Source organism: Leifsonia sp. NPDC056665 (genome assembly GCF_042791795.1).
Classification (GTDB): Bacteria; Actinomycetota; Actinomycetes; order Actinomycetales; family Microbacteriaceae; genus Leifsonia.
In genome coordinates, this window is the sequence record NZ_JBHTXK010000014.1 from 1 (window position 1) to 23,515 (window position 23,515).

General features: G+C 71.1%; 22 protein-coding genes. 15 read left to right on the forward strand and 7 right to left on the reverse strand.

The genetic code is table 11. From position 1 onward, the window contains the following. Window positions 1–118 precede the first annotated feature (118 nt). The 3 genes from ACFQ9V_RS13620 to ACFQ9V_RS13630 form a co-directional block, all read right to left on the reverse strand. Window positions 119–1,612: a carboxylesterase/lipase family protein gene (locus tag ACFQ9V_RS13620; protein WP_382459671.1), complete on the reverse strand. Its 1,494-nt coding sequence runs from the start codon at window positions 1,610–1,612 to the stop codon at window positions 119–121. Window positions 1,613–1,625: 13 nt separating this feature from the next. Next, on the reverse strand, window positions 1,626–2,933 hold the full coding sequence (locus ACFQ9V_RS13625) for an MFS transporter (RefSeq protein WP_382459753.1): 1,308 nt from the start codon (window positions 2,931–2,933) through the stop codon (window positions 1,626–1,628). Between the two features lie 79 nt (window positions 2,934–3,012). Then, entirely contained in the window at window positions 3,013–4,266 is a 1,254-nt protein-coding gene (locus tag ACFQ9V_RS13630; protein ID WP_382459672.1) for an ROK family protein, read from the reverse strand. A gap of 68 nt (window positions 4,267–4,334) precedes the next feature. On the opposite strand from ACFQ9V_RS13630, the gene tsaB reads away from it, so the two are divergent. From tsaB to ACFQ9V_RS13650, 4 genes are all read left to right on the forward strand, one after another. Next, entirely contained in the window at window positions 4,335–4,955 is a 621-nt protein-coding gene (gene tsaB, locus ACFQ9V_RS13635) for a tRNA (adenosine(37)-N6)-threonylcarbamoyltransferase complex dimerization subunit type 1 TsaB (RefSeq protein ID WP_382459673.1), read from the forward strand. A 68-nt stretch (window positions 4,956–5,023) separates the two neighbouring features. After that, on the forward strand, window positions 5,024–5,458 hold the full coding sequence (rimI, locus tag ACFQ9V_RS13640) for a ribosomal protein S18-alanine N-acetyltransferase (RefSeq protein WP_382459754.1): 435 nt from the start codon (window positions 5,024–5,026) through the stop codon (window positions 5,456–5,458). Next, entirely contained in the window at window positions 5,455–6,549 is a 1,095-nt protein-coding gene (tsaD, locus tag ACFQ9V_RS13645) for a tRNA (adenosine(37)-N6)-threonylcarbamoyltransferase complex transferase subunit TsaD (RefSeq protein ID WP_382459674.1), read from the forward strand. Before rimI ends, tsaD begins: the two co-directional genes overlap by 4 nt. A gap of 103 nt (window positions 6,550–6,652) precedes the next feature. After that, the gene (locus tag ACFQ9V_RS13650) at window positions 6,653–7,315 is read left to right on the forward strand and encodes a DUF4190 domain-containing protein (protein ID WP_382459675.1); all 663 of its coding nucleotides are present in this window, start codon (window positions 6,653–6,655) and stop codon (window positions 7,313–7,315) included. Between the two features lie 10 nt (window positions 7,316–7,325). On the opposite strand, the gene ACFQ9V_RS13655 is transcribed toward ACFQ9V_RS13650, so the two are convergent. After that, on the reverse strand, window positions 7,326–8,513 hold the full coding sequence (locus ACFQ9V_RS13655) for an SAM-dependent methyltransferase (protein ID WP_382459676.1): 1,188 nt from the start codon (window positions 8,511–8,513) through the stop codon (window positions 7,326–7,328). Between the two features lie 151 nt (window positions 8,514–8,664). On the opposite strand from ACFQ9V_RS13655, the gene groES reads away from it, so the two are divergent. From groES to ACFQ9V_RS13675, 4 genes are all read left to right on the forward strand, one after another. Then, complete coding sequence (gene groES / locus ACFQ9V_RS13660; protein ID WP_055894868.1) at window positions 8,665–8,961, forward strand: co-chaperone GroES; 297 nt, start codon at window positions 8,665–8,667, stop codon at window positions 8,959–8,961. Window positions 8,962–9,084: 123 nt separating this feature from the next. Further along, entirely contained in the window at window positions 9,085–10,020 is a 936-nt protein-coding gene (gene rarD / locus ACFQ9V_RS13665) for an EamA family transporter RarD (protein ID WP_382459677.1), read from the forward strand. Window positions 10,021–10,176: 156 nt separating this feature from the next. Beyond that, window positions 10,177–11,679: an IMP dehydrogenase gene (gene guaB, locus ACFQ9V_RS13670; RefSeq protein WP_382459678.1), complete on the forward strand. Its 1,503-nt coding sequence runs from the start codon at window positions 10,177–10,179 to the stop codon at window positions 11,677–11,679. Between the two features lie 315 nt (window positions 11,680–11,994). Further along, on the forward strand, window positions 11,995–13,683 hold the full coding sequence (locus tag ACFQ9V_RS13675; protein ID WP_382459679.1) for an ABC-F family ATP-binding cassette domain-containing protein: 1,689 nt from the start codon (window positions 11,995–11,997) through the stop codon (window positions 13,681–13,683). 91 nt (window positions 13,684–13,774) lie between these two features. Here ACFQ9V_RS13675 and ACFQ9V_RS13680 read toward each other — a convergent pair whose 3' ends face one another. Beyond that, window positions 13,775–14,917 carry a MalY/PatB family protein gene (locus ACFQ9V_RS13680; protein ID WP_382459680.1) on the reverse strand — a complete coding sequence of 381 codons (1,143 nt, stop codon included), beginning with the start codon at window positions 14,915–14,917 and terminating at the stop codon, window positions 13,775–13,777. A gap of 45 nt (window positions 14,918–14,962) precedes the next feature. On the opposite strand from ACFQ9V_RS13680, the gene ACFQ9V_RS13685 reads away from it, so the two are divergent. Together ACFQ9V_RS13685 and ACFQ9V_RS13690 are read left to right on the forward strand one after the other, a co-directional pair. Then, window positions 14,963–16,081, forward strand: a complete 1,119-nt coding sequence (locus tag ACFQ9V_RS13685) for a GuaB3 family IMP dehydrogenase-related protein (RefSeq protein ID WP_382459755.1) — start codon at window positions 14,963–14,965, stop codon at window positions 16,079–16,081. Between the two features lie 53 nt (window positions 16,082–16,134). Then, a complete protein-coding gene (locus ACFQ9V_RS13690; protein WP_382459681.1) occupies window positions 16,135–18,018 on the forward strand; it encodes a glycerol-3-phosphate dehydrogenase/oxidase in 1,884 nt (627 codons plus the stop codon). 9 nt (window positions 18,019–18,027) lie between these two features. Here ACFQ9V_RS13690 and ACFQ9V_RS13695 read toward each other — a convergent pair whose 3' ends face one another. Together ACFQ9V_RS13695 and ACFQ9V_RS13700 are read right to left on the reverse strand one after the other, a co-directional pair. Then, entirely contained in the window at window positions 18,028–18,282 is a 255-nt protein-coding gene (locus ACFQ9V_RS13695; protein WP_370054562.1) for a type II toxin-antitoxin system RelE/ParE family toxin, read from the reverse strand. Next, entirely contained in the window at window positions 18,279–18,539 is a 261-nt protein-coding gene (locus ACFQ9V_RS13700) for a type II toxin-antitoxin system Phd/YefM family antitoxin (RefSeq protein ID WP_370054561.1), read from the reverse strand. The genes ACFQ9V_RS13695 and ACFQ9V_RS13700 overlap by 4 nt, the downstream gene beginning before the upstream one ends. Before the next feature lie 116 nt (window positions 18,540–18,655). Here ACFQ9V_RS13700 and ACFQ9V_RS13705 point away from each other — a divergent pair, with 116 nt between their 5' ends. From ACFQ9V_RS13705 to guaA, 5 genes are all read left to right on the forward strand, one after another. Continuing rightward, on the forward strand, window positions 18,656–19,183 hold the full coding sequence (locus ACFQ9V_RS13705; RefSeq protein ID WP_179605055.1) for a cation:proton antiporter regulatory subunit: 528 nt from the start codon (window positions 18,656–18,658) through the stop codon (window positions 19,181–19,183). Window positions 19,184–19,186: 3 nt separating this feature from the next. After that, a complete protein-coding gene (locus ACFQ9V_RS13710; RefSeq protein ID WP_382459682.1) occupies window positions 19,187–20,551 on the forward strand; it encodes a cation:proton antiporter in 1,365 nt (454 codons plus the stop codon). Window positions 20,552–20,620: 69 nt separating this feature from the next. Continuing rightward, the gene (locus ACFQ9V_RS13715) at window positions 20,621–21,427 is read left to right on the forward strand and encodes an SURF1 family cytochrome oxidase biogenesis protein (protein WP_382459683.1); all 807 of its coding nucleotides are present in this window, start codon (window positions 20,621–20,623) and stop codon (window positions 21,425–21,427) included. A 4-nt stretch (window positions 21,428–21,431) separates the two neighbouring features. Beyond that, window positions 21,432–21,881, forward strand: a complete 450-nt coding sequence (locus ACFQ9V_RS13720; RefSeq protein ID WP_382459684.1) for a DUF3817 domain-containing protein — start codon at window positions 21,432–21,434, stop codon at window positions 21,879–21,881. 10 nt (window positions 21,882–21,891) lie between these two features. Beyond that, window positions 21,892–23,505 carry a glutamine-hydrolyzing GMP synthase gene (guaA, locus tag ACFQ9V_RS13725; protein ID WP_382459685.1) on the forward strand — a complete coding sequence of 538 codons (1,614 nt, stop codon included), beginning with the start codon at window positions 21,892–21,894 and terminating at the stop codon, window positions 23,503–23,505. Window positions 23,506–23,515 lie beyond the last annotated feature (10 nt).

Genomic DNA, 23,515 nt, shown 5'->3' on the forward strand with positions numbered 1-23,515 from the left:
AAGGGCACGTAAACGCCCCTAAAACGCGGTTTTAGGGGCGTTTACGTGCCCTTCGAGGGCGCGGTGGAGGAGTGTGCCCGCGCCGACGGCGTCGCCTCCGTCGGCGCGGGCGGTGACGTCAGCGCGCGCTCTGAAGCACGCCGACGTCGGCCAGGCCGTCCCCCACGACCGTGGTCGGGACGTCGAACACCTGCACGTCGCGCTCCGGCAGCAGGTAGGCCGGCCATCCCGGGTCGCCCGCCGCGATGAACCGCACCGCCGCCCCGTGCACGTCGTCGGCGAGGGAGGCCGGCGGCTGCTCGCCCGCGATGTAGCCCACCCGCTCGCTGCCGAGGCAGTCGAAGAAGAACGGCACGTCGAGGCAGTGCACGGCCGCGCCGAAGGTCGGCGACGTCCACGCGAACCGGTAGACCCAGGCGGGGGCGCCGGCTGCTGCACGGGACTCCGCGATCTCGCGAGCCGGCGCCCGGAACATGGTGTCCGTGACGAACTGCCCGAGGGTTCCGGCGGCGTCCAGCCCCGGGTGGCCTGCGACGTAGGCTCCTGCCGCCACCTCCGGGACACCGATGGAGGCCAGCAGGCCGGCCGGGTCCGTCCTGGCCAGTGCTTCGCGCAGGTCGGCGACGGCCATGTTGAACTCGTTGTCGGTCGCGCCGAGCACCAGCGCCTTGTCCGCGCCGATCCCGTCCGCGATCGCTTCGGCGATGGGAGCGGGAACGAGGTCGCCGTCCACGACCGGAGCCCAGCGCAGCGCCGACCCGGAGGCCAGTGCCCGCAGTGGGGCCATCGGGTCCGCGGGCGCCTCCGGCGAGGTGACCGCGTCCTCCTCGCCCTGCAGCGCCAGGATGCGCTCCTCGGTGAGTGTGGACAGCCCGGCCCGGGTGGGCTCCACTCCCGCGGCGGCGGCGAGGGCGCGACCGTAGCGCTCGGCGTCCTCCAGCCTCACGCTCGCCGTGGTGCCGGAGATCGAGTAGACCCGCTGGAACAGACTCGCCGCGCGCGGCACCGTCAGGAGGGTGAGCACCGCCCCACCGCCGGCCGACTGGCCCGCGATCGTGACCGTCGCCGTGTCGCCGCCGAAGGCTGCGATGTTGTCGCGCACCCACTCCAGCGCCAGGATCCAGTCGAGCACGCCGCGGTTCGCCGGCGCGTCCTCGATCCAGCCGAAGCCGTCGAAGCCGAGTCGGTACGAGACGCTGACCGTGACGACCCCGTCGCGGTTGAAGGCGGCGCCGTCGTACCAGGGGCTGGCGGGCGACCCGGCGACGTAGCCGCCGCCGTGGATGTAGACCAGCACGGGCAGCTTGGCGTCGGCGTCACCGGGGCGCGGCGTGAAGACGTCCACGTTGAGCGTCGACCCTCCGGGGTAGGACGGCTCGGGGATGAGGGTGATCTCCGCGAGCGCCTTGCGCTGCGGGGTCGCGCCGTGCTCGCCGGCGTCGAGAACGCCGTCCCACGGGCGGTGCGGGGCCGGGGCGGCGAAGCGCAGGTCGCCGACCGGCGGCTCGGCGAACGGGATGCCGAGGAAGGCGGCCGAGCCGTCCCGCCAACGGCCGCGCACGCGGCCTCCCGTCGTGGTGACCTCTGGTCGGTCGAGGGTGCTGTCTGTCACGGGGTTCTCCTTCTCAGCGGACGGACTTGATGGGGATGAGGACGAGGGCGGCCAGCGCGACGCAGACCATCGCGAAGACGAACAGCGCGGGATAGCCGCCGACGGCGCCGATCAGCAGCGCAGCGATCGCGGGGCTCAGCGCCTGCGGGATGTTGGTCGCCACGTTGAGGATGCCGAGGTCCTTGGCGGCTGCGACGCCGCCGCCGGGCAGCACCTCGGTCATCAGGGCCGTGTCGCAGGCCATGTAGAGGCCGAAGCCGAAGCCGTTGATCGCGGACATGAGCAGCATCCCGGTGATCGTCGGCATGAGGAGCGGCATGGCGAGTCCGATGATCATCAGCACGGACGCGACGTAGATGAAGACCTTGCGGCGGCCGAGCTTGTCGCTCAGCCAGCCGGCGAGCGCCACCGAGACGACGGTGGTGACCAGCGATGCGATGCTGATCAGGCCGATCTGGGCGTTGGCCTGCTTCAGCGACATCCCGATGTAGTCGGTGAGGATGAAGAGCTGGTAGCTGAAGGCGACGAAGTAGCCGAGGATGAACAGGAACCGCGCCGCGAAGGCCCAGGCGAAGTCCGGGTGCTTGCGCGGGTCGATCCAGAACCCGGCGAAGAACGCCCTCCAGCGGAAGGGCGGCAGCTCGATGTTCTTGCTGGAGTAGTCGCGGTTGAACAGCACGAAGCCGAGCGTGACCAGGAGCACGACGATCCCGAAGGCCGAGTACGCGAGGCCCACGTTCGCGGCGAGGATGCCCGCCACGATGACGCCGATGGTGCTGCCGGCCATGGTGCCGACGCCGACCATGGCGGAGGCCACGCCGCGGCGGCTGCGCGGGAAGCGGTCGGGCGTGATGGCGCTGAGCGGTCCCTGCATCGCGTTGAGCGCCACCTGGATGACGACCCAGAAGACCGTGATCCAGAGGATGGACTGCAGCGAGCCGAGCCCGATCAGGAACGCGGCGGCGACGGCGGTGCCGATCACCATCCACGGCGCGCGGCGGCCCATCCTGGACCGCGTGCGGTCGCTGAACGCGCCCACGATCGGCTGCGCGAACAGCGTGAACACGAAGGAGGTCGTGGTCACGATCGCGAGGTTGGTCACCTTGTGCGCAGGGTCGATGTTCGTGACCTGGTTGGGCAGCAGCACGCTGATCAGGCCGGTGTAGGTCGCGAAGAGCACGAGGGAGGTGATCGCGAGCGAGGGGAGCAGGCCGCGGCGGGCGAGCGGGCTGACGGTGCCCGCGGTGTCCACCGCGTCGGGAGAGGTGTCTGCGCCGACGGCTGCGGAGAGGGGCGCGGGGTCTGGTGAGCTCGATGACATCGTCGTCACGGTCGGTCCTTTCGGGAGGTGATTACCCGCGTAAGCATGACGCATCGCCGCGATTAATTCAAGCGTCGAATCAAATCGTGACGGAAGTCGGACCGGTGGCCGCCAGAGCCAGGGGGTCATCGAGGAGCACGCCCCGGGCGACGCGCGCGGCGCCGATCAGGGCGGCGTCCTCGCCCAGGAGGCCGGGGACCACCGCGATCGGCGTGGCCGTCGAGGCGATCGCCGGGCCGTTCTGCGCGAAGGCCTCCGCAATGGACCCGGCCAACTGCGCCCAATAGCCGCCGAGGACGACGACCTCCGGGTCGACGGTCATCGAGACGATGCGCAGGGCGTGCGCGATCCACGGAAGAGCGGCCTCCCAGGCTGCGCTCGCCGCGGGCTCGCCGGCGTGGATGCGGTCGACCAGCTCGCGCAGCGCCTCCGTCAGCCCGCGCTCGGCGACCTCCGTCGTCAGCCCGGCCGCGGCCAGTACGACGTCGGGGCCGGCGACGGTGACCAGGCAGCCCCGCTGGCCGCACAGGCAGCGGGAACCATGCGGGTCGACCGCGATGTGGCCGAACGCCCCCGCGAACTCGTGGGCGCCCGCGACGAGCGCGCCCTCCGCGACGACCGCGCCGCCGATGCCCGAGTTGCTCTTGGCGTAGACCAGGTCGCGGACTCCCGTGCCCGCGGCCTCCAGCTCCGCGAGCTCGGCCAGCGCGGCGACCGTGCCGTCGCTCGCCAGCGTGGCGGGCGGCAGCTCGGGGACCCGCTGCCGGAGCCCGCCGAGCACGTCGACCTCGCCCCACTCGAAGTCGGTGTCGGCCACCACCACGGGAGGCGTGCCGCCGATCGGGGCGAACACCACCACGGTCAGGTCCACCACGCGCCGGCCGAGTCCGGCGGCGGCGTCGAGGGTGCGGGCCAGCACGCGGGCGAGCACGTCGAGCACCCGCCCGGGGTCGCCCATCGGCCTGCCGTGGTGCTCGGAGGCCCGGAACAGCGCGCGTCCGTCCACCGCCGTGAGCACGGCGGTCGCCTGGTCGGCGTCGAGCTGGAGGACGAGGAGGGCGACGTCGTCGGCCGCCAGGCGCAGCAGCGTGAGCGGGCGGCCACGGGAGGCGGACCCGCGCGGCGCGGCCTCCAGCTCCTCCGACTCGCGCACGACCCCCGCCTCCACCAGCGCGGCGACGAGCGCGGTCACCGAGCCGCGGGCGAGCCCGGTGGTGTCCGCGAGCTGGCTGCGCGACAGCGGGCCCTGCTGCGCGAGCCGGTGCGCCACGAGCGCCAGGTTGTGGCGGCGCACGTCGGCCGAGACGAGGGAGCCGGACGGGGAGGACGCCATGCCGACAGCTTCGCACACGGGGGAGCCGCCGAGTCCGCAGGGGCGCGCATCCCGCCTAGGCTGGAGGCATGCTCCTCGCCATCGACACCTCCGCGGGCACGAGCGTCGCCGTGGTCGACCGTGACGGCGGCATCCTCGCCGAAGTGACGGAGCCGGACACGATGCGGCACGCCGAGGTGATCGGCGACCTGATCGCCGCGGCGCTCGACGCCTCCGGCACGCGACCGGACGCGCTGTCCGGCGTCGTGGCGGGGATGGGGCCCGGTCCGTTCACCGGCCTCCGGGTCGGCATCGCGGCCGCGACCGCCTTCGCGTTCGGCGCCGGCCGCCCGCTCGTCCCCGTCGTCAGCCACGACGCGGTGGCGTTCGAGCGCTACCTGGCCGGTCACGCGGGTCCGCTCCTTGTCGTGACCGACGCGCGCCGCCGCGAGCGCTACTGGACGGCGTATTCGGGCGTGGACGAGCACGGCCTCCCGGTCCGCCTCGACGGCCCCGGCCTGGACAAGCCGGACGCGCTGCCGCATCCCGGCCTGCCGCGCGAGGAGGCCGCTACCGTCTCTGCGGGCCTGCTCGGGATGATCGCCGAACTGCGGTTCGCCGCCGGCCTCCCGTTCGACCGCGACGAGCCGCTGTACCTGCGCTCGCCGGATGTCACGCTCTCGGCGGGCCCGAAGCGGGTGAGCGCGTGAGCGAGCCGAGGCCGAGCGCGCCGTCGTGGCAGCTCCGCCGCGCCACCGAGGCGGACGTCGACGCGATCATGCTGCTGGAGCGCGCAACCTTCGTCACCGACGCCTGGTCGGAGCACTCGATGCGCTCCGAGGTGACCGGAGCGCATGGCTACTACCTGGTGGCCGTCGGGCTCGACGACCCGGATCGCATCGACGGCTACGCCGGCTTGCTCGCCCCGCGCGGCGCGGGCGAGGGCGACATCCAGACCATCGCGGTCGCCCCGCACGCCCGGCGGCACGGCCTCGGGCGCGCCCTCATGCACGCGCTCATCGGGGAGGCGCGCAACCGCGGCGCCCGCGAGGTGTTCCTGGAGGTGCGCGCCGACAACCCCGGCGCCCAGACCCTCTACCGCACGCTCGGCTTCGAGGAGATCGGCGTGCGCCCGCGCTACTACCAGCCGGACGGGGTGGACGCGATCGTCATGCGCCTGACCGTCCCGACCCCGGAGACCACGATCGCATGACCGACGCTCAGGACGCATCGCACGGCGAGGGGCCGCTCGTGCTCGGCATCGAGACCTCCTGCGACGAGACCGGCGTCGGCATCGTGCGCGGCACGACGCTGCTCTCCAACACGATCGCCTCCTCGATGGAGGAGCACGCCAGGTACGGCGGCGTCGTCCCGGAGGTCGCGGCCCGCGCCCACCTGGAGGCGCTCACCCCGACGCTGCGCACCGCGGTCGCGGACGCCGGGATCGAGCTCGCCGACGTCGACGCCATCGCCGTGACGAGCGGCCCGGGGCTGTCCGGCGCGCTCATGGTCGGCGTCGGCGCGGCGAAGGCGCTCGCGCTGTCGCTCGGCAAGCCGCTGTACGCCGTCAACCACCTGGTCGGGCACGTCGGGGCGGACGTCCTCGACGCGGCGGGCGGCCCGGGCCACCCGGTCGAGGTGCCGACCGTCGCGCTGCTGGTCTCCGGCGGCCACACCTCGCTGCTGCTCGTGCGCGACCTGGTCTCCGACGTGGAGCTGCTGGGCGAGACGATCGACGACGCTGCGGGCGAGGCGTTCGACAAGGTGGCCCGCGTGCTCGGCCTCCCGTACCCCGGCGGCCCGCAGATCGACCGCGTCGCCGTGGACGGGGACCCGCGAGCCATCCGGTTCCCGCGCGGCCTGACCAAGCCGAAGGACCTGGAGCGGCACCGCTACGACTTCTCTTTCTCGGGCCTGAAGACCGCGGTCGCGCGCTGGGTCGAGCAGCGCCAGGACGCCGGCGATGAGGTGCCCGTCGCCGATGTCGCCGCATCGTTCCGGGAGGCCGTGGCCGACGTGCTGATCACGAAGGCGATCGCCGCGTGCCTCGACCACGACGTGCCGCGCCTGCTGCTCGGCGGCGGCGTCGTCGCGAACGCGCGCGTACGCCAGCTCGCAGTGCAGCGGGCGGCGGAGGCGGGCGTGGCCCTGCGGATCCCGGCCCTCTCGCTGTGCACCGACAACGGTGCGATGATCGCGGCGCTCGGCGCGCAGCTCATCATGGCCGGCCGTGCGCCGAGCCGGCTGGATTTCGGCGCTGACTCCACGCTGCCGGTCACGGACATCCAGGTCGCGGAGGTCTGAGCCGGCCGGAGATGTGCATGCGTTGACACGCTGTCCCCCCACTGAGACGATGGATTCAGTACAGACATTTCTCAGGAACTCACCAGAGAGGGAGATGGGCAGCATGTCCGATCCGAACACCCCGTCCGGCGCCCCGGAGCCCGAAGGGACGGACGGCAGCACGCCGGCCCAGCCGGTTCCGCCGTCCTCCGACATCCCGCCCGCGGCGGCGCCCGACGGCGTCCCGCCGACGCCCCCGGTGGCGCCTCCCGCGCCGCCCGCGCCGCCGGTCGCGCCGGGGTACGGCGCGCCGCAGCAGCCGTACGGTCAGCAGCCTTATGGACAGCAGCCGCAGCAGCCTTATGGCCAGCAGCCGTACGGACAGCAGCCGCAGCAGCCCTACGGGCAGCAGCCGTACGGCCAGCAGCAGCCCTACGGTCAGCAGCCCGGCCAGCCCGGCTACGGTCAGCCGGCCTACGGCCAGCCCGCGCCCGGCTATGCGCAGCCCTACGCGACGGCGCCCGCGACCAAGTCGCCGATCCTCAGCATCCTGTCGCTCGTCGGCGGCATCCTGGGCATCGTCCTGAACCTCGCGTTCGGGATCGGCGCCCTGTTCGGCGTCGCCGCCATCGTCCTCGGCTTCATCGGCCGCACCAAGGAGCCGCGGGCCAAGGGGTTCTGGCTCACCGGGATCATCCTCGGGTTCGTGTCGGTCGCCATCGCGATCATCTTCTGGATCTTCTGGGGGATCTTCCTGGCCAGCTTCTCGAACACGTACCGGTACTGACCGGTCGGGCTCAGAGGCGCTCGGCGAGCAATGCCGTGTGACGTCCTGCGACCCTGGTCAGGATCAGGGTCGCGGGACGGTCGCCCGACAGCTTGAGGCGCGTCCGGAGCGCGGCAGGGTCGACGTCCACGCCGCGCTTCTTGATCTCCAGCGTGCCGATCCCGCGCGCCCGCAGCGCCTTCTTGAGGTCCTTCTCGGCGAACGGCAGGGTCTCCAGGATGCGGAAGCCCGCCGCGAACGGCGTCGGCGTGGGCTCGTCGGCGGTGATGTAGGCGATGCCGTCGCCGAGCATCCGTCCGTCGAGCCGCCGGGCGAGGTCCCCGATGAGGCGCGCGCGGATGACCGCGCCGTCCGGCTCGTAGAGGTACTCGCCGAGCTCGCCGGTCTCGGCGTCCTCGCTGTCGGCCTCCGCCGTGAGCTCGTTCGCCTCGTCGCCGCGCAGCACCAGGGCGGCACGCCGGATGCCCGTGCGGGCGAGCGCGCCGAACCAGAGCCCGAGCTCCACGACCTGCCCGTCGGCGGACACCCACTGGGCCTCCGCGGTCGACGGGATGAGGTCGCGGTCGAAGCCGGGGCCGAGCTTCAGCCCGACCGAACGGCCGGTCGCGAGTTCGTACGCGAAGCCGAGCGACGGTGTGTAGTCGTCGGGATCGGTCAGCCGGTCGGTGTCGGTGTGGCCGGGCGTCCGCCGCGCGGGATCGAGGAAGACGCCGTCGATCGCGCGCAGGCTCACGTCCTCCGCCCGGCGGTGCTCGACCGTCGCCGAGGGGAAGGGGGCGAGGTTGAAGGCGGCGATCGCGGCGGTCACCTCGTCGGCCTCCACGGCCGTGACCTCCAGCTCCAGCGCCGCGAGGGCGAGCGCGTCGCCGCCGATACCGCAGCCGAGGTCGGCGACGCGGGTCAGCCCAGCCGCCCGGAACCGGCCGGCGTGGCGCGCCGCGACCGACAGGCGCGTCGCCTGCTCCAGCCCCGCCTCGGTGAACAGCATCCGGGAGGCGAACTCGCCGAACTTGCCGACCGCCTTCTTGCGCAGCTTCGCCTGCGTCAGCACCGCCGCGACCAGCCCGGGGGAGTGGCCCTGCTTGCGGAGGTCGGTGACCATCGCCAGCACGTCCTTCTCGGACCGGTACGGGGGAAGGGAGTCGAGCAGCCGAAGGCCTTCGGCGCTCAGCAGCTCGACGAGTTCGGACCGGTCCATGTGGACCACGGTACCTTCTGGCACTCACGTTGCGGGACTGCTAACGCACCCCCTAGACTCGTGTTAGCACTCTCCGTGCGAGTTTGCTAACGCAAGCCGCGCAACGTATTGAGTTCGCAAAGACTGAGTTCACCAAAGAAAGAGGTCAACCGTGTCGGTCTCCATCAAGCCGCTCGAAGATCGCATCGTCATCAAGCAGGTCGAGGCTGAGCAGACCACTGCCTCCGGTCTGGTCATCCCCGACACCGCCAAGGAGAAGCCCCAGGAGGGCGAGGTCGTGGCCGTCGGACCGGGCCGCATCGACGACAACGGCAACCGGGTCCCGCTCGACGTCGCCGTCGGCGACAAGGTGATCTACTCCAAGTACGGGGGCACCGAGGTCAAGTTCGGCGGCGAGGACTACCTGGTCCTCTCGGCTCGCGACGTCCTCGCGGTCGTCGTCCGCTGACGCACCTCCTTTCGGCCGAGGCCCGGGCGCTGTTGCACCTGGGCCTTCGTCGTCCCTGCGGGCCGGCTCGCGCGGCCTCCACCGGATCCGTCCGTGTCCCCGGTTCGGAGTAGTGTCGTGGGAGTGCCGAAGCCCCTCTCCGAACACCGCAGGTCCGGCCTGACCTATGCGATCTCCGCCTACGTCCTCTGGGGCATCCTCCCCATCTACTTCCTGGCGCTCGCGCCGGCCAGTGCCTGGGAGATCGTCGCCTGGCGGGTGCTCTTCTCGCTGGTGTTCTGCGCGATCGCGCTCACCGTCACGCGGACGTGGCGCACGTTCGGCGCCCTCCTGAAGGACCGCAGGGTCCTGTTCACGATGGGCCTCGCCGGAGCGCTCATCTACGTCAACTGGCAGACCTACGTGCTGGCAACGGTCAGCGGTCACGTCGTGGAGGCCGCGCTCGGCTACTTCATCAACCCGATCGTGACCGTGTTCCTCGGCGTGATCGTCCAGCGCGAGCGGCTCCGCGTCGCGCAGTGGGTCGCGGTAGGCGTCAGCGTGATCGCCGTCGTCGTGCTCGCGATCGGCTACGGGCAGGTCCCGTGGATCGCGCTCATCCTCGCGTTCTCGTTCGGCTTCTACGGCCTCATCAAGAAGCGCGTCGGCGGCCGGGTCGACGCCGTCTCCGGGCTGACGCTGGAGACGATGTGGCTGACACCCGTCGCGATCGTGCAGCTCGTGGTCGTCAGCCTCACGGTGGGCCTGACGATCGGGAGCGACGGTCCGTGGCACACGGTGCTGCTCGTCGGCGCCGGCGTGATCACGGCCGTGCCGCTGCTGTTCTTCGCCGCGGCCTCCCGGCGCCTGCCGCTGGTGTACATGGGCTTCATCCAGTACTTCGCGCCGTTCATCCAGTTCATCGTCGGCGTCGCGGTACTGAACGAGGCGATGCCGCCCGAGCGCTGGATCGGCTTCGCGATCGTCTGGCTGGCCCTCGCGATCCTCAGCGTGGACATGATCGTGGCGGCCCGCCAGGGGAAGAAGCAGGCGGAGCTGGATCTCGCGACGGTGGAGTGAAGGGGGCTGCTAGCTCATAATGATCGGCGCGATTTTTATGAGCTAAGGCTTTAGCTCATAAAAGAGGCGCCATGACGTTCCACGCCCGGAATAACCGCCCAGCTTGTGCCGTTACGATGAATCATCCACAACTCGCGCGACCTTGATAGGGGTGAAATGGACCAGGCGGATCCGTTCGGATTCATCGGTTTGACCTACGACGACGTCATGCTCCTTCCCGGGCACACCGACGTCATCCCGAGCGAGGCGGACACCTCGACTCGCCTGACCAAGCGGATCAGCATGGCGACCCCGCTCCTCTCCAGCGCCATGGACACCGTGACCGAGTCGCGCATGGCCGTCGCCATGGCCCGACACGGCGGCATCGGCATCATCCACCGCAACCTCTCCATCGAGGATCAGGCCACCAACGTCGACAAGGTGAAGCGTTCCGAGTCGGGCATGATCACCAACCCGGTGACCACCACCGCGGACGCCACCGTCGAGGAGGTCGACCTGCTGTGCGGGCAGTTCCGCGTCTCCGGCCTCCCGGTCGTGGAGGGCGACGGCAAGCTGGTCGGTATCATCACCAACCGCGACATGCGCTTCGTCTCCCCGTTCGAGCGCTCCACCACGCTGGTGCGCGATGTGATGACCCGGATGCCGCTCATCACCGCGCCGGTCGGCATCGACCCGGACTCCGCGGTCGCCATCTTCGCTGAGCACAAGATCGAGAAGCTCCCGCTCGTGGACGCCGACGGCCGGCTGCGCGGGCTCATCACCGTCAAGGACTTCGACAAGAGCGAGAAGTACCCGAACGCCACCAAGGACGACGAGGGCCGCCTCCGCGTCGGCGCCGCGATCGGCTTCTTCGGCGATGCCTGGGACCGCGCGATGACCCTGGTCGACGCGGGTGTGGACGTCATCGTCGTGGACACCGCCAACGGCGACTCCGCCGGCGTGCTCGACATCATCCACCGTCTCAAGCACGAGCCGCGCGCCTCGCACGTGGACATCATCGGCGGCAACGTCGCCACCCGCTCCGGCGCGCAGGCGCTCATCGACGCGGGTGCGGACGCCATCAAGGTCGGCGTCGGACCGGGCTCCATCTGCACCACCCGCGTCGTCGCCGGCGTCGGCGTGCCGCAGGTGACCGCGGTCTACGAGGCATCGCTGGCCGCGCGCGCGGCGGACGTCCCGCTCATCGCCGACGGCGGCCTCCAGTACTCGGGCGACATTGCCAAGGCGCTGGTCGCGGGCGCGGAGAGCGTCATGCTCGGCTCGCTGCTGGCGGGCACGGCCGAGTCGCCCGGCGACCTCGTGTTCGTCAACGGCAAGCAGTTCAAGAACTACCGCGGCATGGGGTCGCTCGGCGCCCTCCAGACCCGCGGCAAGAAGACCTCGTACTCGCGCGACCGCTACTTCCAGGCGGACGTCCCGAGCGACGAGCAGCTCATCGCTGAGGGCATCGAAGGCCAGGTCCCGTACCGCGGACCGCTGTCGGCCGTGGCGTACCAGCTCGTCGGCGGCCTCCGCCAGTCGATGTTCTACGTCGGCGCCCGCACCATACCCGAGCTCAAGGAGCGCGGCCGGTTCGTCCGGATCACCGCCGCCGGCCTGAAGGAGTCGCACCCGCACGACATCCAGATGGTCGTGGAGGCCCCGAACTACCGCCGCTGATCCACTCCGCCGCCAACGGAGGAGATCCGGCCCACCCGGGCCCGGATCTCCTCCGTTGTCTGCTTTCCGGGGGTGCCCGGACGGTGATCTCCTCCGTTACCGACGCCGGTCGCCAACGGAGGACATCCGGTCGCTGGAGGCCGTGAGCGTCGGGTAACGGAGGAGATCCGGCCGTGGTGGGGTCGGTTGTCCTCCGTTGTCTGCGTTTCGGGGGTCGTGGACGGGGATGTCCTGCTTTGGTGACGGGGTTGGGCCTGGGCGGCGGTTTCGTCTAGGCTGGAAGGCTTTGGTCACGGGGAAGACAGGATTCCGGTCATGGGTCACATCGACGTCTCAGGCGTCTCGTACGCGCTCGCCGACGGGAGGCCGCTCCTGGACGACGTGTCGTTTCGGGTCGGGGACGGCAGCGTCTCCGCGCTGATCGGCGCGAACGGCGCGGGCAAGTCGACGCTGCTGCGCATCATCCGCGGCGAACTGCGGCCGGACGGCGGCGGCGTCGTGATCGACGGCGGTCTCGGCGTGATGGACCAGTTCGTGGGGCACGTCCGCGACGACCGGACGGTGCGCGACCTCCTCGTCCTCGTCGCGCCCCGGGCCGTCCGCAAGGCGTCGGAGGCGCTCGCCGCCGCCGAGGAGGCGATCATCGAGCGCGACGAGACGGACACCCAGCTCCGCTACGCGACGGCGTTGACCGACTACGCGGACGCGGGCGGCTACGACCAGGAGGTGGTCTGGGATCACTGCACGGTCGCCGCCCTCAGCGTCCCCTTCGAGCGCGCCCAGCATCGCGGCGTGCGGAGCCTGTCCGGCGGCGAGCAGAAGCGGCTCGTCCTGGAGGCGCTGCTGCGCGGTCCGGAGCAGGTGCTGCTGCTGGACGAACCGGACAACTATCTCGACGTCCCCGCCAAGCGCTGGCTGGAGGAGCAGCTCCGCTCGACGCCGAAGACCGTGCTCCTGGTCTCCCACGACCGGGAGCTGCTGGCCCGTGCCGCCGACCGCATCGTCACCCTCGAGCTCGGCGGCGCCGGCAACACCACCTGGACGCACGGCGGCGGCTTCGGCGGCTACCACGCCGCCCGCGAGGAGCGGATGGCGCGGCTGGAGGAGCTCCGGCGGCGCTGGGACGAGGAGCACGCCAAGCTGAAGGCCCTCGTGCTGCGGTTCAAGGAGAAGGCGAAGTACAACAGCGACCTCGCCTCCGCGTACCAGGCCGCGCAGACCCGGCTGGCCAAGTTCGAGCAGGCCGGGCCCCCGCAGGAGCGCCCGCGCGAGCAGAACGTGCGGATGCGCCTCACCGGAGCCCGCACCGGCCGCCGGGTGATCGAGTGCCACGGGCTGGAGCTGACCGGCCTGATGCGCCCGTTCGACCTGGAGGTGTGGTTCGGCGAGCGCATCGCGGTCCTCGGCTCGAACGGGTCGGGCAAGTCGCACTTCCTGCGCCTCCTCGCCGCCGGAGGCACCGACCCCGACCCCTCAGCTGGCCACCTCGCCTCTGCGGAGGTCGCGGGCGCGCCGGTGCCGCACTCCGGCGTCGCGAAGCTCGGCGCGCGGGTGGCTCCGGGACTGTTCGCGCAGGCGCACGAGCATCCCGAACTGGCCGGGAGGACGCTCCTCGACATCCTGCACCGCGGCGACGACCGCCGCGCGGGCATGCCCCGGGAAGCCGCCTCGCGCGTCCTCGACCGCTACGGCCTGGCGGCGTCGGCCGAGCAGACGTTCGAGTCGCTGTCCGGCGGCCAGCAGGCGCGCCTCCAGATCCTGCTGCTGGAGCTGTCCGGCGACACCCTCCTGCTGCTCGACGAGCCCACCGACAACCTCGACCTGGTCTCGGCCGAGGCCCTGGAGGACGGCCTCGCCGACTACGAGGGAACGGTCGTCGCGGTCACGCACGACCGCTGGTTCGCGCGCGGCTTCGACCGGTACCTCGTCTTCGGGGCGGACGGGAACGTGTACGAGGCGGACGAGCCCATGTGGGACGAGAAGCGGGTCGAGCGGGTGCGGTGAGCGTGCGCGCCTCCGCCGAGGGGCACGTAGTTGTCACTTTGCACGTCCCTAAGTGACAACAACGTGCCCTTCGGCGGAAGTGGACGGAGCCTCAGCGGAGGCGCGCGATCCGCTCCACCGCCTCCGTCAGCACCTCCGGCGAGCACGCGATGTTCACCCGCGCGAACCCGGCCCCCTCGCGCCCGAAGTCCAGCCCGCGCACCAGCGCCACCCGCGCCTCCTCCAGGATGCGCGCGGCGGGCTCGTCGCCCCAGCCGAGCCCCCGGAAGTCGACCCACGCGAGGTAGCTGGCGTGCGGTTCGCGGTACACGGCCTTCGGGAGGTGCGTAGCCAGCAACCGCCCCAGAAGCGCCCGGTTCGCCTCGATCGACTCCAGCGTGCCCGCCAGCCACTCCCGGCTGTCGTCGAACGCCGCCTCCGTCGCGATCCGGCCGAGCAGGCTCGTTCGCACCTCCACCTCCATCGGGAGGGCGTGGAGCTGCGACGCCCGGGCCGGCGACGCCGCGACCATCAGCGCGCACTTCACCCCGGCGAGGTTCCACGCCTTGCTCGCCGAGTGCGCCGCGACACCGACACGGCGGGCGTCGTCCGACAGCGACAGGAACGGCGTGAAGGTCTCGTCCGAGTGGGTCAGCGGCGCGTGGATCTCGTCGCTCACCACGGCCACGTCGTACCGGGCGGCCAGCGCGGCCACGGCCTCCAGGACCGGCCGCGGGTGGACGAGGCCGAGCGGGTTGTGCGGGTGACACAGCAAAAACGCGCGAGCGCCGCCGGCGAAGGCGCGCTCCAGGCCGTCGAGGTCGAGGGACCAGGCCGTGCCGTCGTCCAGGAGCGGTACCTCCTCGACCACGCCGCCCGCCTCGGGGATGAACTCGTAGAACGGCGGGTAGACCGGCGGCGTGACGACCACCCGGTCGCCCGGCGCGATCAGCATGCGCAGCGCCTCCACGATGACAACGCTCACGTCCGTCGTCGTCAGGGCGGAGCCCGGGTCGACCTCCCAGCCCCAGGTGTCCCGCGCGTACCGGGCGAAGGCGCTCTTGGCGTGGTCGTCCTCGCCGATGTAGCCGGTGTCGCCGCGGTCGATCGCGGCGTGCAGGGCGGCGGCGATCGGCGGGGCCAGCGGGTAGTCCGTCTCGGCCACGAACAGCGGGAGCACGTCGTCCGGATACAGACTCCACTTCTCGCTCGTGCGCTGGCGGAGGCGGGCGAGGGGCTCGGCGTCGACGGTCACCCTGCCTACTCTGCCAGTGCCGCGCCATAGACTGAACCCGTGAGTATGGAGATTGAGATCGGGCGGGCCAAGCGTGCCCGCCGCGTGTACGCCTTCGACGACGTCGCGGTGGTGCCCAGCCGGCGCACGCGCGACCCGGAGGACGTCTCGGTCGCCTGGACCATCGACGCGTACCAGTTCAACATCCCGTTCCTGGCCGCCCCGATGGACTCCGTGGTCTCGCCGACCACCGCGATCATGATGGGCCAGCTCGGCGGCCTCGGCGTCCTCGACCTGGAGGGCGTCTGGACCCGCTACGAGGACCCGGAGCCGCTGCTCGCCGAGATCCGCGAGCTGCCCGCCGACAAGGCGACCCGCCGGATGCAGGAGATCTACTCGGAGCCGATCAAGCCCGAGCTGGTCACCCGCCGGCTCGCCGAGATCCGGGAGGGCGGCGTCACCGTCGCCGGCGCGCTCTCGCCGCAGCGCACGCAGGAGCTCTACCAGACCGTCGTGGAGGCTGGGGTCGACCTGTTCGTCATCCGCGGCACCACGGTCTCGGCCGAGCACGTCTCGAAGAACGTCGAGCCCCTCAACCTGAAGAAGTTCATCTACGAGCTGGACGTCCCCGTCATCGTCGGCGGCGCCGCGACCTACACGGCGGCGCTGCACCTCATGCGCACGGGCGCGGCCGGCGTGCTCGTCGGCTTCGGCGGGGGCGCGGCCTCCACCACCCGCTCCACCCTCGGTATCCACGCCCCGATGGCCACGGCCGTCGCGGACGTCGCCGGCGCGCGCCGCGACTACATGGACGAGTCGGGCGGCCGGTACGTGCACGTCATCGCCGACGGCGGCCTCGGCAGCTCGGGCGACATCGTGAAGGCCATCGCGTGCGGCGCCGACGCCGTGATGCTCGGCACCACGCTCGCCCGCGCCACCGACGCGCCCGGCGGCGGCTGGCACTGGGGTGCGGAGGCGCACCACCCGCAGCTTCCCCGCGGCAACCGGGTCGCCGTGGGCCAGGTCGCCCCGCTCGAGGAGATCCTGTACGGCCCGGCGCCGGTCGCCGAGGGAACTGCGAATCTCGTGGGGGCCTTGCGCAGGAGCATGGCAACGACGGGATACTCGGACTTGAAGGAGTTCCAGCGCGTCGAGGTGGTCGTCGCGCCCTACTTGACTCAATAAACAGAGTCAGACGCACTAGGTCCTGGCCGAAGGCGGCCGGGGAGGAGGAAACGATGGCGACGTCATCCCCGTCCGGCACTACCGCGCAGTCGACAGCGGTGGGCTACCCCTCACGCCTCGGCCCCGCCGAGCGCGCCGCCGCGATCGAGGCGCTCAAGAACACCGAGCTCGACATCCTCGTGGTCGGCGGCGGCATCGTCGGCGTGGGCAGCGCGGTCGACGCGGTCACCCGCGGGCTGAGCGTCGGCCTGGTGGAGGCCCGCGACTTCGCGTCGGGCACCTCCAGCAGGTCGTCCAAGCTGGTCCACGGCGGCATCCGCTACCTGGAGCAGCTCGACTTCGGGCTCGTGCGGGAGGCGCTGATCGAGCGCGGCCTCCTGCTGCAGCGCATCGCCCCGCACCTGGTCAAGCCCGTCCGGTTCCTCTACCCGCTGCACAAGCGCGTGTACGAGCGGTTCTACATCGGCGCCGGCATGATGCTGTACGACATCTTCTCCTACAGCGGCCTGCGCCCGCCGGGGGTGCCGCACCACCGCCACCTCAGCAAGCGGCAGGTGCTCAAGGCCATCCCGAGCATGGCGCCGAGCGCGCTGGTCGGCGGCATCACCTACTACGACGCGCAGGTCGACGACGCCCGGTACACGGCGACACTGGCGCGCACTGCGGCCCACTACGGCGCGCACGTCGCCCCGCGCGTGCGGGTGGAGGGCTTCCTCAAGGTCGGCGAGCGGGTCGTCGGCGTGCAGGCGGTCGACCAGGAGACCGGTGAGCGGTTCGAGATCCGCGCCAAGCAGGTCGTCAACGCGACCGGCGTGTGGACGGACGACACCCAGTCGATGGTGGGGGAGCGCGGCCAGTTCAAGGTGCGCGCGTCGAAGGGCATCCACCTGGTCGTCCCGCGCGACCGCTTCCAGTCGAAGATGGGCCTCATCCTGCGCACCGAGAAGAGCGTGCTCTTCGTCATCCCGTGGGGCCGGCACTGGCTGATCGGCACGACCGACACCGACTGGCACCTCGACAAGGCGCACCCGGCGGCGACGGCGGCCGACATCGACTACCTGCTCGCGCACGTCAACCAGGTGCTCAACGTCCCGCTGACCCGGGAGGACGTGGAGGGCGTCTACGCCGGCCTGCGCCCGCTGCTGGCGGGCGAGTCGGAGGAGACCTCCAAGCTGTCCCGCGAGCACTTGGTGGCCCACTCGGTGCCCGGCCTGGTCGTGATCGCCGGCGGCAAGTGGACGACCTACCGGGTGATGGCGAAGGACGCGATCGACGCCGCGGCGTCCGCGCTCGACGGCAAGATCCCGGCCAGCACGACGATGGAGATCCCGCTCGTCGGAGCGGAGGGCTACCAGGCGGCGTGGAACCGGCGCGGCCGCATCGCGAGCGAGTCCGGCCTCCACCCGGCGCGCGTCGAGCACCTGCTCAACCGCTACGGGACGATGACGGAGGACATCCTGGCCCTCGTCCGCGAGGACCCGTCGCTGGCCCAGCCGCTGCCCGGCGCCGACGACTACATCGGCGCGGAGGTCGTCTACGCGGCCAGCCACGAGGGCGCCCTCCACCTGGAGGACGTGCTCGCGCGCCGCACCCGCATCTCGATCGAGGCCTGGGACCGCGGCGTCTCCGCGGCGCCCGTCGCCGCGTCCCTGATGGCCGGGGTGCTCGGCTGGGACTCCGGCCGCGAGGAGCGCGAGGTGCAGACCTACCTGAAGCGGGTCGCGGCCGAGCGCGCCAGCCAGCAGCAGCCGGACGACGAGTCGGCCGACCGGGTGCGCCTGGAGGCGCCGGACATCGTGGACGTGGACGCCGCGGCGGCGAAGGCGGGCGCTGTCACGCGCACGGCGAGGGCGGCGTCGGGGAAGACGCCGGCCGCGAAGGCGGCGGCGAAAGCCCCGGCAGAGGAGGCCGCCGACGCGCCTCCGAAGGAGGAGTAGCCACCCCGCTCAGCGGTAGATCTCGCGCCGGTGACCGGCATCCACCACGACGACGGTGAGGATGCCGTCCTCGATGCGGTAGAGCACGCGATAATCGCCCGAACGCACGCGCCATTCGACGCGACCGACGAGCTTCTTCGATGCGGGTGGTCGGGGATCGTCGCCGAGAAGCTCGATGACTGCCTGAACCCGGCGCTTGCCCTCGGGCGGGAGCTTCTTGATGGATCGGATCGCGGCGGGGAGGAGCTGTACTGCGTAGGTCACGCGAGTCCGAGCTCGCGCTTGACGTCCTCCCAGGGGACAGGCGTCTCACGAAGCCGTTCCGTCTCCTCCCAGGCTGCGTCGACGGCCCGGATGTCGGCGAGCTCCTCGGCGTCCTCCAGGAGGTGCTTGAGCTGGTCCGCGTCCACGATCGCGGCCACCGCGCGCTCGCGGCGTGTCAGATAGACCGGTTCGGCGTGCGACTCATCGATGAGCGACGACAGCCGGGCGCGGGCCTCGGAGATGGCGATCTGGTTCATGAGGCTGACGATATCACCTGTTTTGTACAGTCTGGTGCAATATGAGCATTTTGTACGACCGGCCACCTCCCTCCGGTAGGCTGTAAGCCAGTGCCCGCGACGGATGGAGACGCAAAATGGTTGACGTTCGACGGGTCAAACTGCCCGGGGTCGGGGTGTTGCACACCTTCGTCACGGACGACGGGGGGAAGGTCGGCGTTATCGCCCACCGCTCCGGGCACAGCGACCTGATCACGTTCTCCGATCACGAGGACGGCGCCGACGTGACCAAGGTCTCGCTGCGCCTCAACGAGGACGAGGCGCACACGCTCGCCGAGCTCCTCGGCGGCACGCAGATCACCGAGTCGCTCACCGCGCTCGACCAGATCCCCGGGCTCAGCATCGACTGGTTCTCCGTCGACTACGAGGACTACATCGCCGGGCAGCAGCTCGGCGCGCCCGGCGACCGCGGCTTCGTCGGCCTCACGGTCGTCGCCGTCGTGCGCGGGGACTCCGCGAATCCCGCGCCAGCACCCGACTTCAAGGTCTTCCCCGGTGACACGCTCGTCGTCGCGGGCACCCCCGAGAAGGTCGCGAAAGCCTTCGCGTTCTTCCGCACCGGTCAGACCGCACGGGCCACGTCCGACGCTCCGCCGGGAGGCTGATCCATGCATCTCGGAGAAGACCTCATCATCCTCGGCATCCTGCTGCTCGTCGCGTACGTGCTCGGACGGCTCGGCAAGTTGGTGGGGCTCCCCGCGATCCCCATCTACATGCTCGTCGGGCTGCTGGCGAGCCCGCACACCGGCTGGTTCCCGCTCGACTTCGAGAGCAACTACATCGAGCTCATCGCGGTCTTCGGGCTGATCCTGCTGCTGTTCAACCTGGGCCTGGAGTTCGACCAGGACGAGTTCTTCGGCAACTTCGGCAAGCTCGTGGTCTCCGGCGGCTCCTACATCCTGATCAACATGGGCGTCGGCCTCGCGTTCGGCTTCTGGGTCGGCTGGGGGACCAGGGAGGCCCTCATCATCGCCGGGATGACGGCCACGTCGTCGTCGGCGATCGTGACCAAGCTGCTCATCGAGCTGCGCCGCCTCCCCAACACCGAGACGCCGATGATCCTCGGCGTGACGGTGGTGGAGGACATCTTCATCGCGATCTACCTCGCGATCGTGTCCGTGGTGCTCAGCGGCGAGACCCAGCTCTGGCCGGTGGTCGGCAAGCTGACGGTCGCGTTCCTGTTCCTGGTCGTGATGTTCACGCTGGCCAGATTCGGCGGGAGGTACGTCTCGCGACTGTTCCGCACGAAGGACGACGAGCTCTTCACGATCCTGTTCTTCGGGCTCGCCGTGCTGTTCGCCGGGATCGGCGAGATCCTCGGCGTCACCGACGCGATCGGGGCGTTCCTGATCGGGCTCGTGCTGGGCGCGACGAAGTACCGCAACAAGATAGAGCACATCGCGATACCGCTGCGCGACGTGTTCGCGGCGTTCTTCTTCCTCAACTTCGGGCTCGAGCTCGACCCGGCGAAGTTCCCCGCTGTGCTCGGCCCGGTGCTCATCGCGGTGGCCATGACGCTCGTGCTCAACATCCTTGCGGGGCAGTTCGTCGCGTGGCTGAACGGCTTCGGTCCGCAGGCGGGCATCAACACCGCGGTCATCCTGCAGAACCGCGGGGAGTTCGCGCTCATCCTCGCGACGCTCTCGCTCAGCGCGGGGCTGGATGCGCGCATCGTCCCGTTCGCGGGGCTCTACGTGCTGATCATGGCCGTCCTGGGGCCGATCCTCGCAGCGAACTCCGAGAAGATCGGTGGGATGATTCTCCGGTCCGGATCGTCCAAGCGGCGCGACCGGCGGAAGCAGCGCGATCCCATGCTCGACGAGGAGATCGCACTCGTCGAGGCGGCCACCGCCGACCTCGACTCCGACACGCGCCGCGACGACAGGCGCGGCGACACGCGCCAGGCTGTGGACCGGATCGTCGAGCAGGCCATGCAGCAGCAGGACACGACCGTCGAACGAAAGCGGGACTGACCCATCGACACCACCCCCGGCAGCCCCGCCGGCGCTCAGGCGCCGCAGGGCGGCACCACCATGCTGCAGATGATGCTGCGTCCCCGCTGGATCGGCGCCCTGCTGTTCGCGCTCGCGCTCGCCGCGGGGTTCGCCGCACTCGGCCAATGGCAGCTCGAACGCGCCATCGAGTCCGGCAAGGCGGTGGTCGCGCCGACCGAGACCGTGCTCCCGCTCGCGCAGGTCGCGAAGCCGAACGGGCCGATGACGGACAAGTCGGTCGGGCAGCTCGTGGAGTTCACCGGCACCTTCGTGGCCGGCGACGACCAGCTCCTGTACGACCGGATCAACTTCGGCAGGTCCGGCTGGTGGGTCGTCTCCCATGTGGACGTGGACGCCGGCGGCGGTCAGCGGATCGCGCTCGCCGTCGCCCGCGGCTGGGCGCCGGACGAGGCGACCGCGAAGTCCGTCATGTCGCAGCTCGCCGAGCAGCCGGAGGCGCCGCAGAAGATCGTCGGCCGCATCCTCCCCGACGAGCAGCCGCAGGTGCCGGGCGACAAGAAGAACCCGACCGCGATGACGACCCTCGGCGTCGGCCAGCTCTACAACCTGTGGACCGGCGTGGACGGCATGGACGTCTACAACGCGTACGTGGTCGACCGGACGCCGCCCGCCGGGCTGGACAAGATCGACTCGCCGCCGCCCATCCAGCAGACCGAGCTCAACTGGTTGAACATCTTCTACGCGGCCGAGTGGATCATCTTCGCCGGGTTCGCGATCTTCCTCTGGTACCGGCTCGTCCGGGACGCCAAGGAGCGGGAGGACGAGGAGCGCGAGCTGGCGGCAGAGGCGGCCGCCGGCGACGGCGCGAGGGCGCACGCCGGGAACGTAGAATAAATCCATGCCCCTCGCTCCCAAACTCGAAGACTTCCCGAAGATCCGCGGGGCGCTGAAGTTCTACCAGGTGTTCGCCTACGTCACCGGCATCATGCTCCTGCTGCTCTGCGTGGAGATGCTCGTGAAGTACGGCCTCGGCTTCCAGCTCTTCGCGTTCAGCAACTACGGCACGCTCACGTTCGTCCCCGTCAAGACCGCGGTCGCCCCGACCGGCGTCGATCTCAGCACCGGCATCCTGATCGCCCACGGCTGGCTGTACGTCGTGTACCTGTTCTCCGACTTCCGGCTGTGGAGCTTCATGCGCTGGCCGTTCTCGAAGTTCATCACCATCGCCCTCGGCGGCGTCATCCCCTTCCTGTCCTTCTTCGTGGAGGCCAGGATCACCAAGCAGGTCAAGAGCTATCTGGCCGGCCGTGAGGCCGAGGCAGCGACGTACGTGGAGGCCGCAAATTAGCACCGACGCAGTGTTCTCGGACATCCTCGGCGGGGCCGACTCGGCCGCGCCGGCCGGCCCGGTCCTGGTGGTCGACTTCGGCGCGCAGTACGCGCAGCTGATCGCCCGCCGGGTGCGCGAGGCGAACGTGTACTCCGAGATCGTGCCGCACACCGTGACGGCGGCGGAGGTCGCCGCCAAGCGGCCCGCGGGCATCGTCCTCTCCGGCGGACCCTCCAGCGTGTACGAGGAGGGCGCGCCCCGTCTCGACGAGGCGATTTTCGAGCTCGGCGTGCCCGTGCTCGGCATCTGCTACGGCTTCCAGGTGATGGCCACGGCGCTCGGCGGCGAGGTCGCCAAGACCGGCCGCCGCGAGTACGGCTCGACCGCCGTGCGCGTCTCGGGCGCCGCGACGGACGGCGCGGGCAGCCTCCTCGACGGCCAGCCCGCCGAGCAGACCGCGTGGATGAGCCACGGCGACTCGGTCTCCCGGGCGCCGGAGGGCTTCGAGGTGCTCGCCTCCACCGACGACACCCCCGTCGCCGCGTTCGCGAACGAGGAGCGCAGGCTGTACGGCGTGCAGTGGCACCCGGAGGTCAAGCACTCCCAGTACGGCCAGGCCGTGCTGGAGAACTTCCTGCACCGCGCCGCCGGCATCCCCGCCGACTGGAACAGCGGCAACGTCATCGCCGACCAGGTCGCGGCGATCCGCGCCCAGGTCGGCGCCGGCCGCGTGCTGTGCGCGCTGTCCGGTGGCGTCGACTCGGCCGTCGCGGCCGCCCTCGTCCACAAGGCCGTCGGTGACCAGCTCGTCTGCGTGTTCGTGGACCACGGCCTGCTCCGCAAGGACGAGGCGCGCCAGGTCGAGGAGGACTACGTCGCCGCCACCGGCGTGCGGCTCGTCACCGTGAACGCGCAGGAGCAGTTCCTGTCCGCGCTCGCCGGCGTCTCCGACCCCGAGACCAAGCGCAAGATCATCGGCCGCGAGTTCATCCGCGTGTTCGAGAAGGCCCAGGCCGACCTGATCGCGGAGGCCGCGAACGACGGCGACCCGATCCGCTTCCTGGTGCAGGGCACGCTCTACCCGGACGTGGTGGAGTCGGGCGGCGGCACCGGCACGGCCAACATCAAGAGCCACCACAACGTCGGCGGCCTCCCGGAGGACCTCCAGTTCGAGCTCGTCGAGCCGCTGCGCACCCTGTTCAAGGACGAGGTGCGCGCGATCGGCCGCGAGCTGGGGCTGCCGGAGGTCATCGTCGGCCGCCAGCCGTTCCCCGGCCCGGGACTCGGCATCCGCATCGTCGGCGAGGTGACGCAGGAGCGGCTCGACCTGCTCCGCGACGCCGACGCGATCGTGCGCGCTGAGCTGACCGCCGCCGGCCTGGACGCCGAGATCTGGCAGTGCCCGGTGGTGCTGCTGGCGGACGTCCGCTCGGTCGGCGTGATGGGCGACGGCCGCACCTACGGTCACCCGATCGTGCTGCGCCCGGTCTCCAGCGAGGACGCGATGACGGCCGACTGGACGCGCCTGCCGTACGACCTGCTGGCCACCATCTCCAACCGCATCACCAACGAGGTGGACGGCGTCAACCGCGTGGTGCTCGACGTCACGTCGAAGCCGCCGGGGACCATTGAGTGGGAGTGACGCTCCCGTA

Coding starts and splice junctions, on each gene's coding strand:
- ACFQ9V_RS13625 (WP_382459753.1), bottom strand. CDS start 2,933: ATGTCATCGAGCTCACCAGACCCCGCGCCCCTCTCCGCAGCCGTCGGC.
- ACFQ9V_RS13630 (WP_382459672.1), bottom strand. CDS start 4,266: ATGGCGTCCTCCCCGTCCGGCTCCCTCGTCTCGGCCGACGTGCGCCGC.
- tsaB (WP_382459673.1), top strand. CDS start 4,335: ATGCTCCTCGCCATCGACACCTCCGCGGGCACGAGCGTCGCCGTGGTC.
- rimI (WP_382459754.1), top strand. CDS start 5,024: ATGCTGCTGGAGCGCGCAACCTTCGTCACCGACGCCTGGTCGGAGCAC.
- tsaD (WP_382459674.1), top strand. CDS start 5,455: ATGACCGACGCTCAGGACGCATCGCACGGCGAGGGGCCGCTCGTGCTC.
- ACFQ9V_RS13650 (WP_382459675.1), top strand. CDS start 6,653: ATGTCCGATCCGAACACCCCGTCCGGCGCCCCGGAGCCCGAAGGGACG.
- ACFQ9V_RS13655 (WP_382459676.1), bottom strand. CDS start 8,513: ATGGACCGGTCCGAACTCGTCGAGCTGCTGAGCGCCGAAGGCCTTCGG.
- guaB (WP_382459678.1), top strand. CDS start 10,177: ATGGACCAGGCGGATCCGTTCGGATTCATCGGTTTGACCTACGACGAC.
- ACFQ9V_RS13675 (WP_382459679.1), top strand. CDS start 11,995: ATGGGTCACATCGACGTCTCAGGCGTCTCGTACGCGCTCGCCGACGGG.
- ACFQ9V_RS13685 (WP_382459755.1), top strand. CDS start 14,963: ATGGAGATTGAGATCGGGCGGGCCAAGCGTGCCCGCCGCGTGTACGCC.
- ACFQ9V_RS13690 (WP_382459681.1), top strand. CDS start 16,135: ATGGCGACGTCATCCCCGTCCGGCACTACCGCGCAGTCGACAGCGGTG.
- ACFQ9V_RS13700 (WP_370054561.1), bottom strand. CDS start 18,539: ATGAACCAGATCGCCATCTCCGAGGCCCGCGCCCGGCTGTCGTCGCTC.
- ACFQ9V_RS13705 (WP_179605055.1), top strand. CDS start 18,656: ATGGTTGACGTTCGACGGGTCAAACTGCCCGGGGTCGGGGTGTTGCAC.
- ACFQ9V_RS13710 (WP_382459682.1), top strand. CDS start 19,187: ATGCATCTCGGAGAAGACCTCATCATCCTCGGCATCCTGCTGCTCGTC.
- ACFQ9V_RS13715 (WP_382459683.1), top strand. CDS start 20,621: ATGATGCTGCGTCCCCGCTGGATCGGCGCCCTGCTGTTCGCGCTCGCG.
- ACFQ9V_RS13720 (WP_382459684.1), top strand. CDS start 21,432: ATGCCCCTCGCTCCCAAACTCGAAGACTTCCCGAAGATCCGCGGGGCG.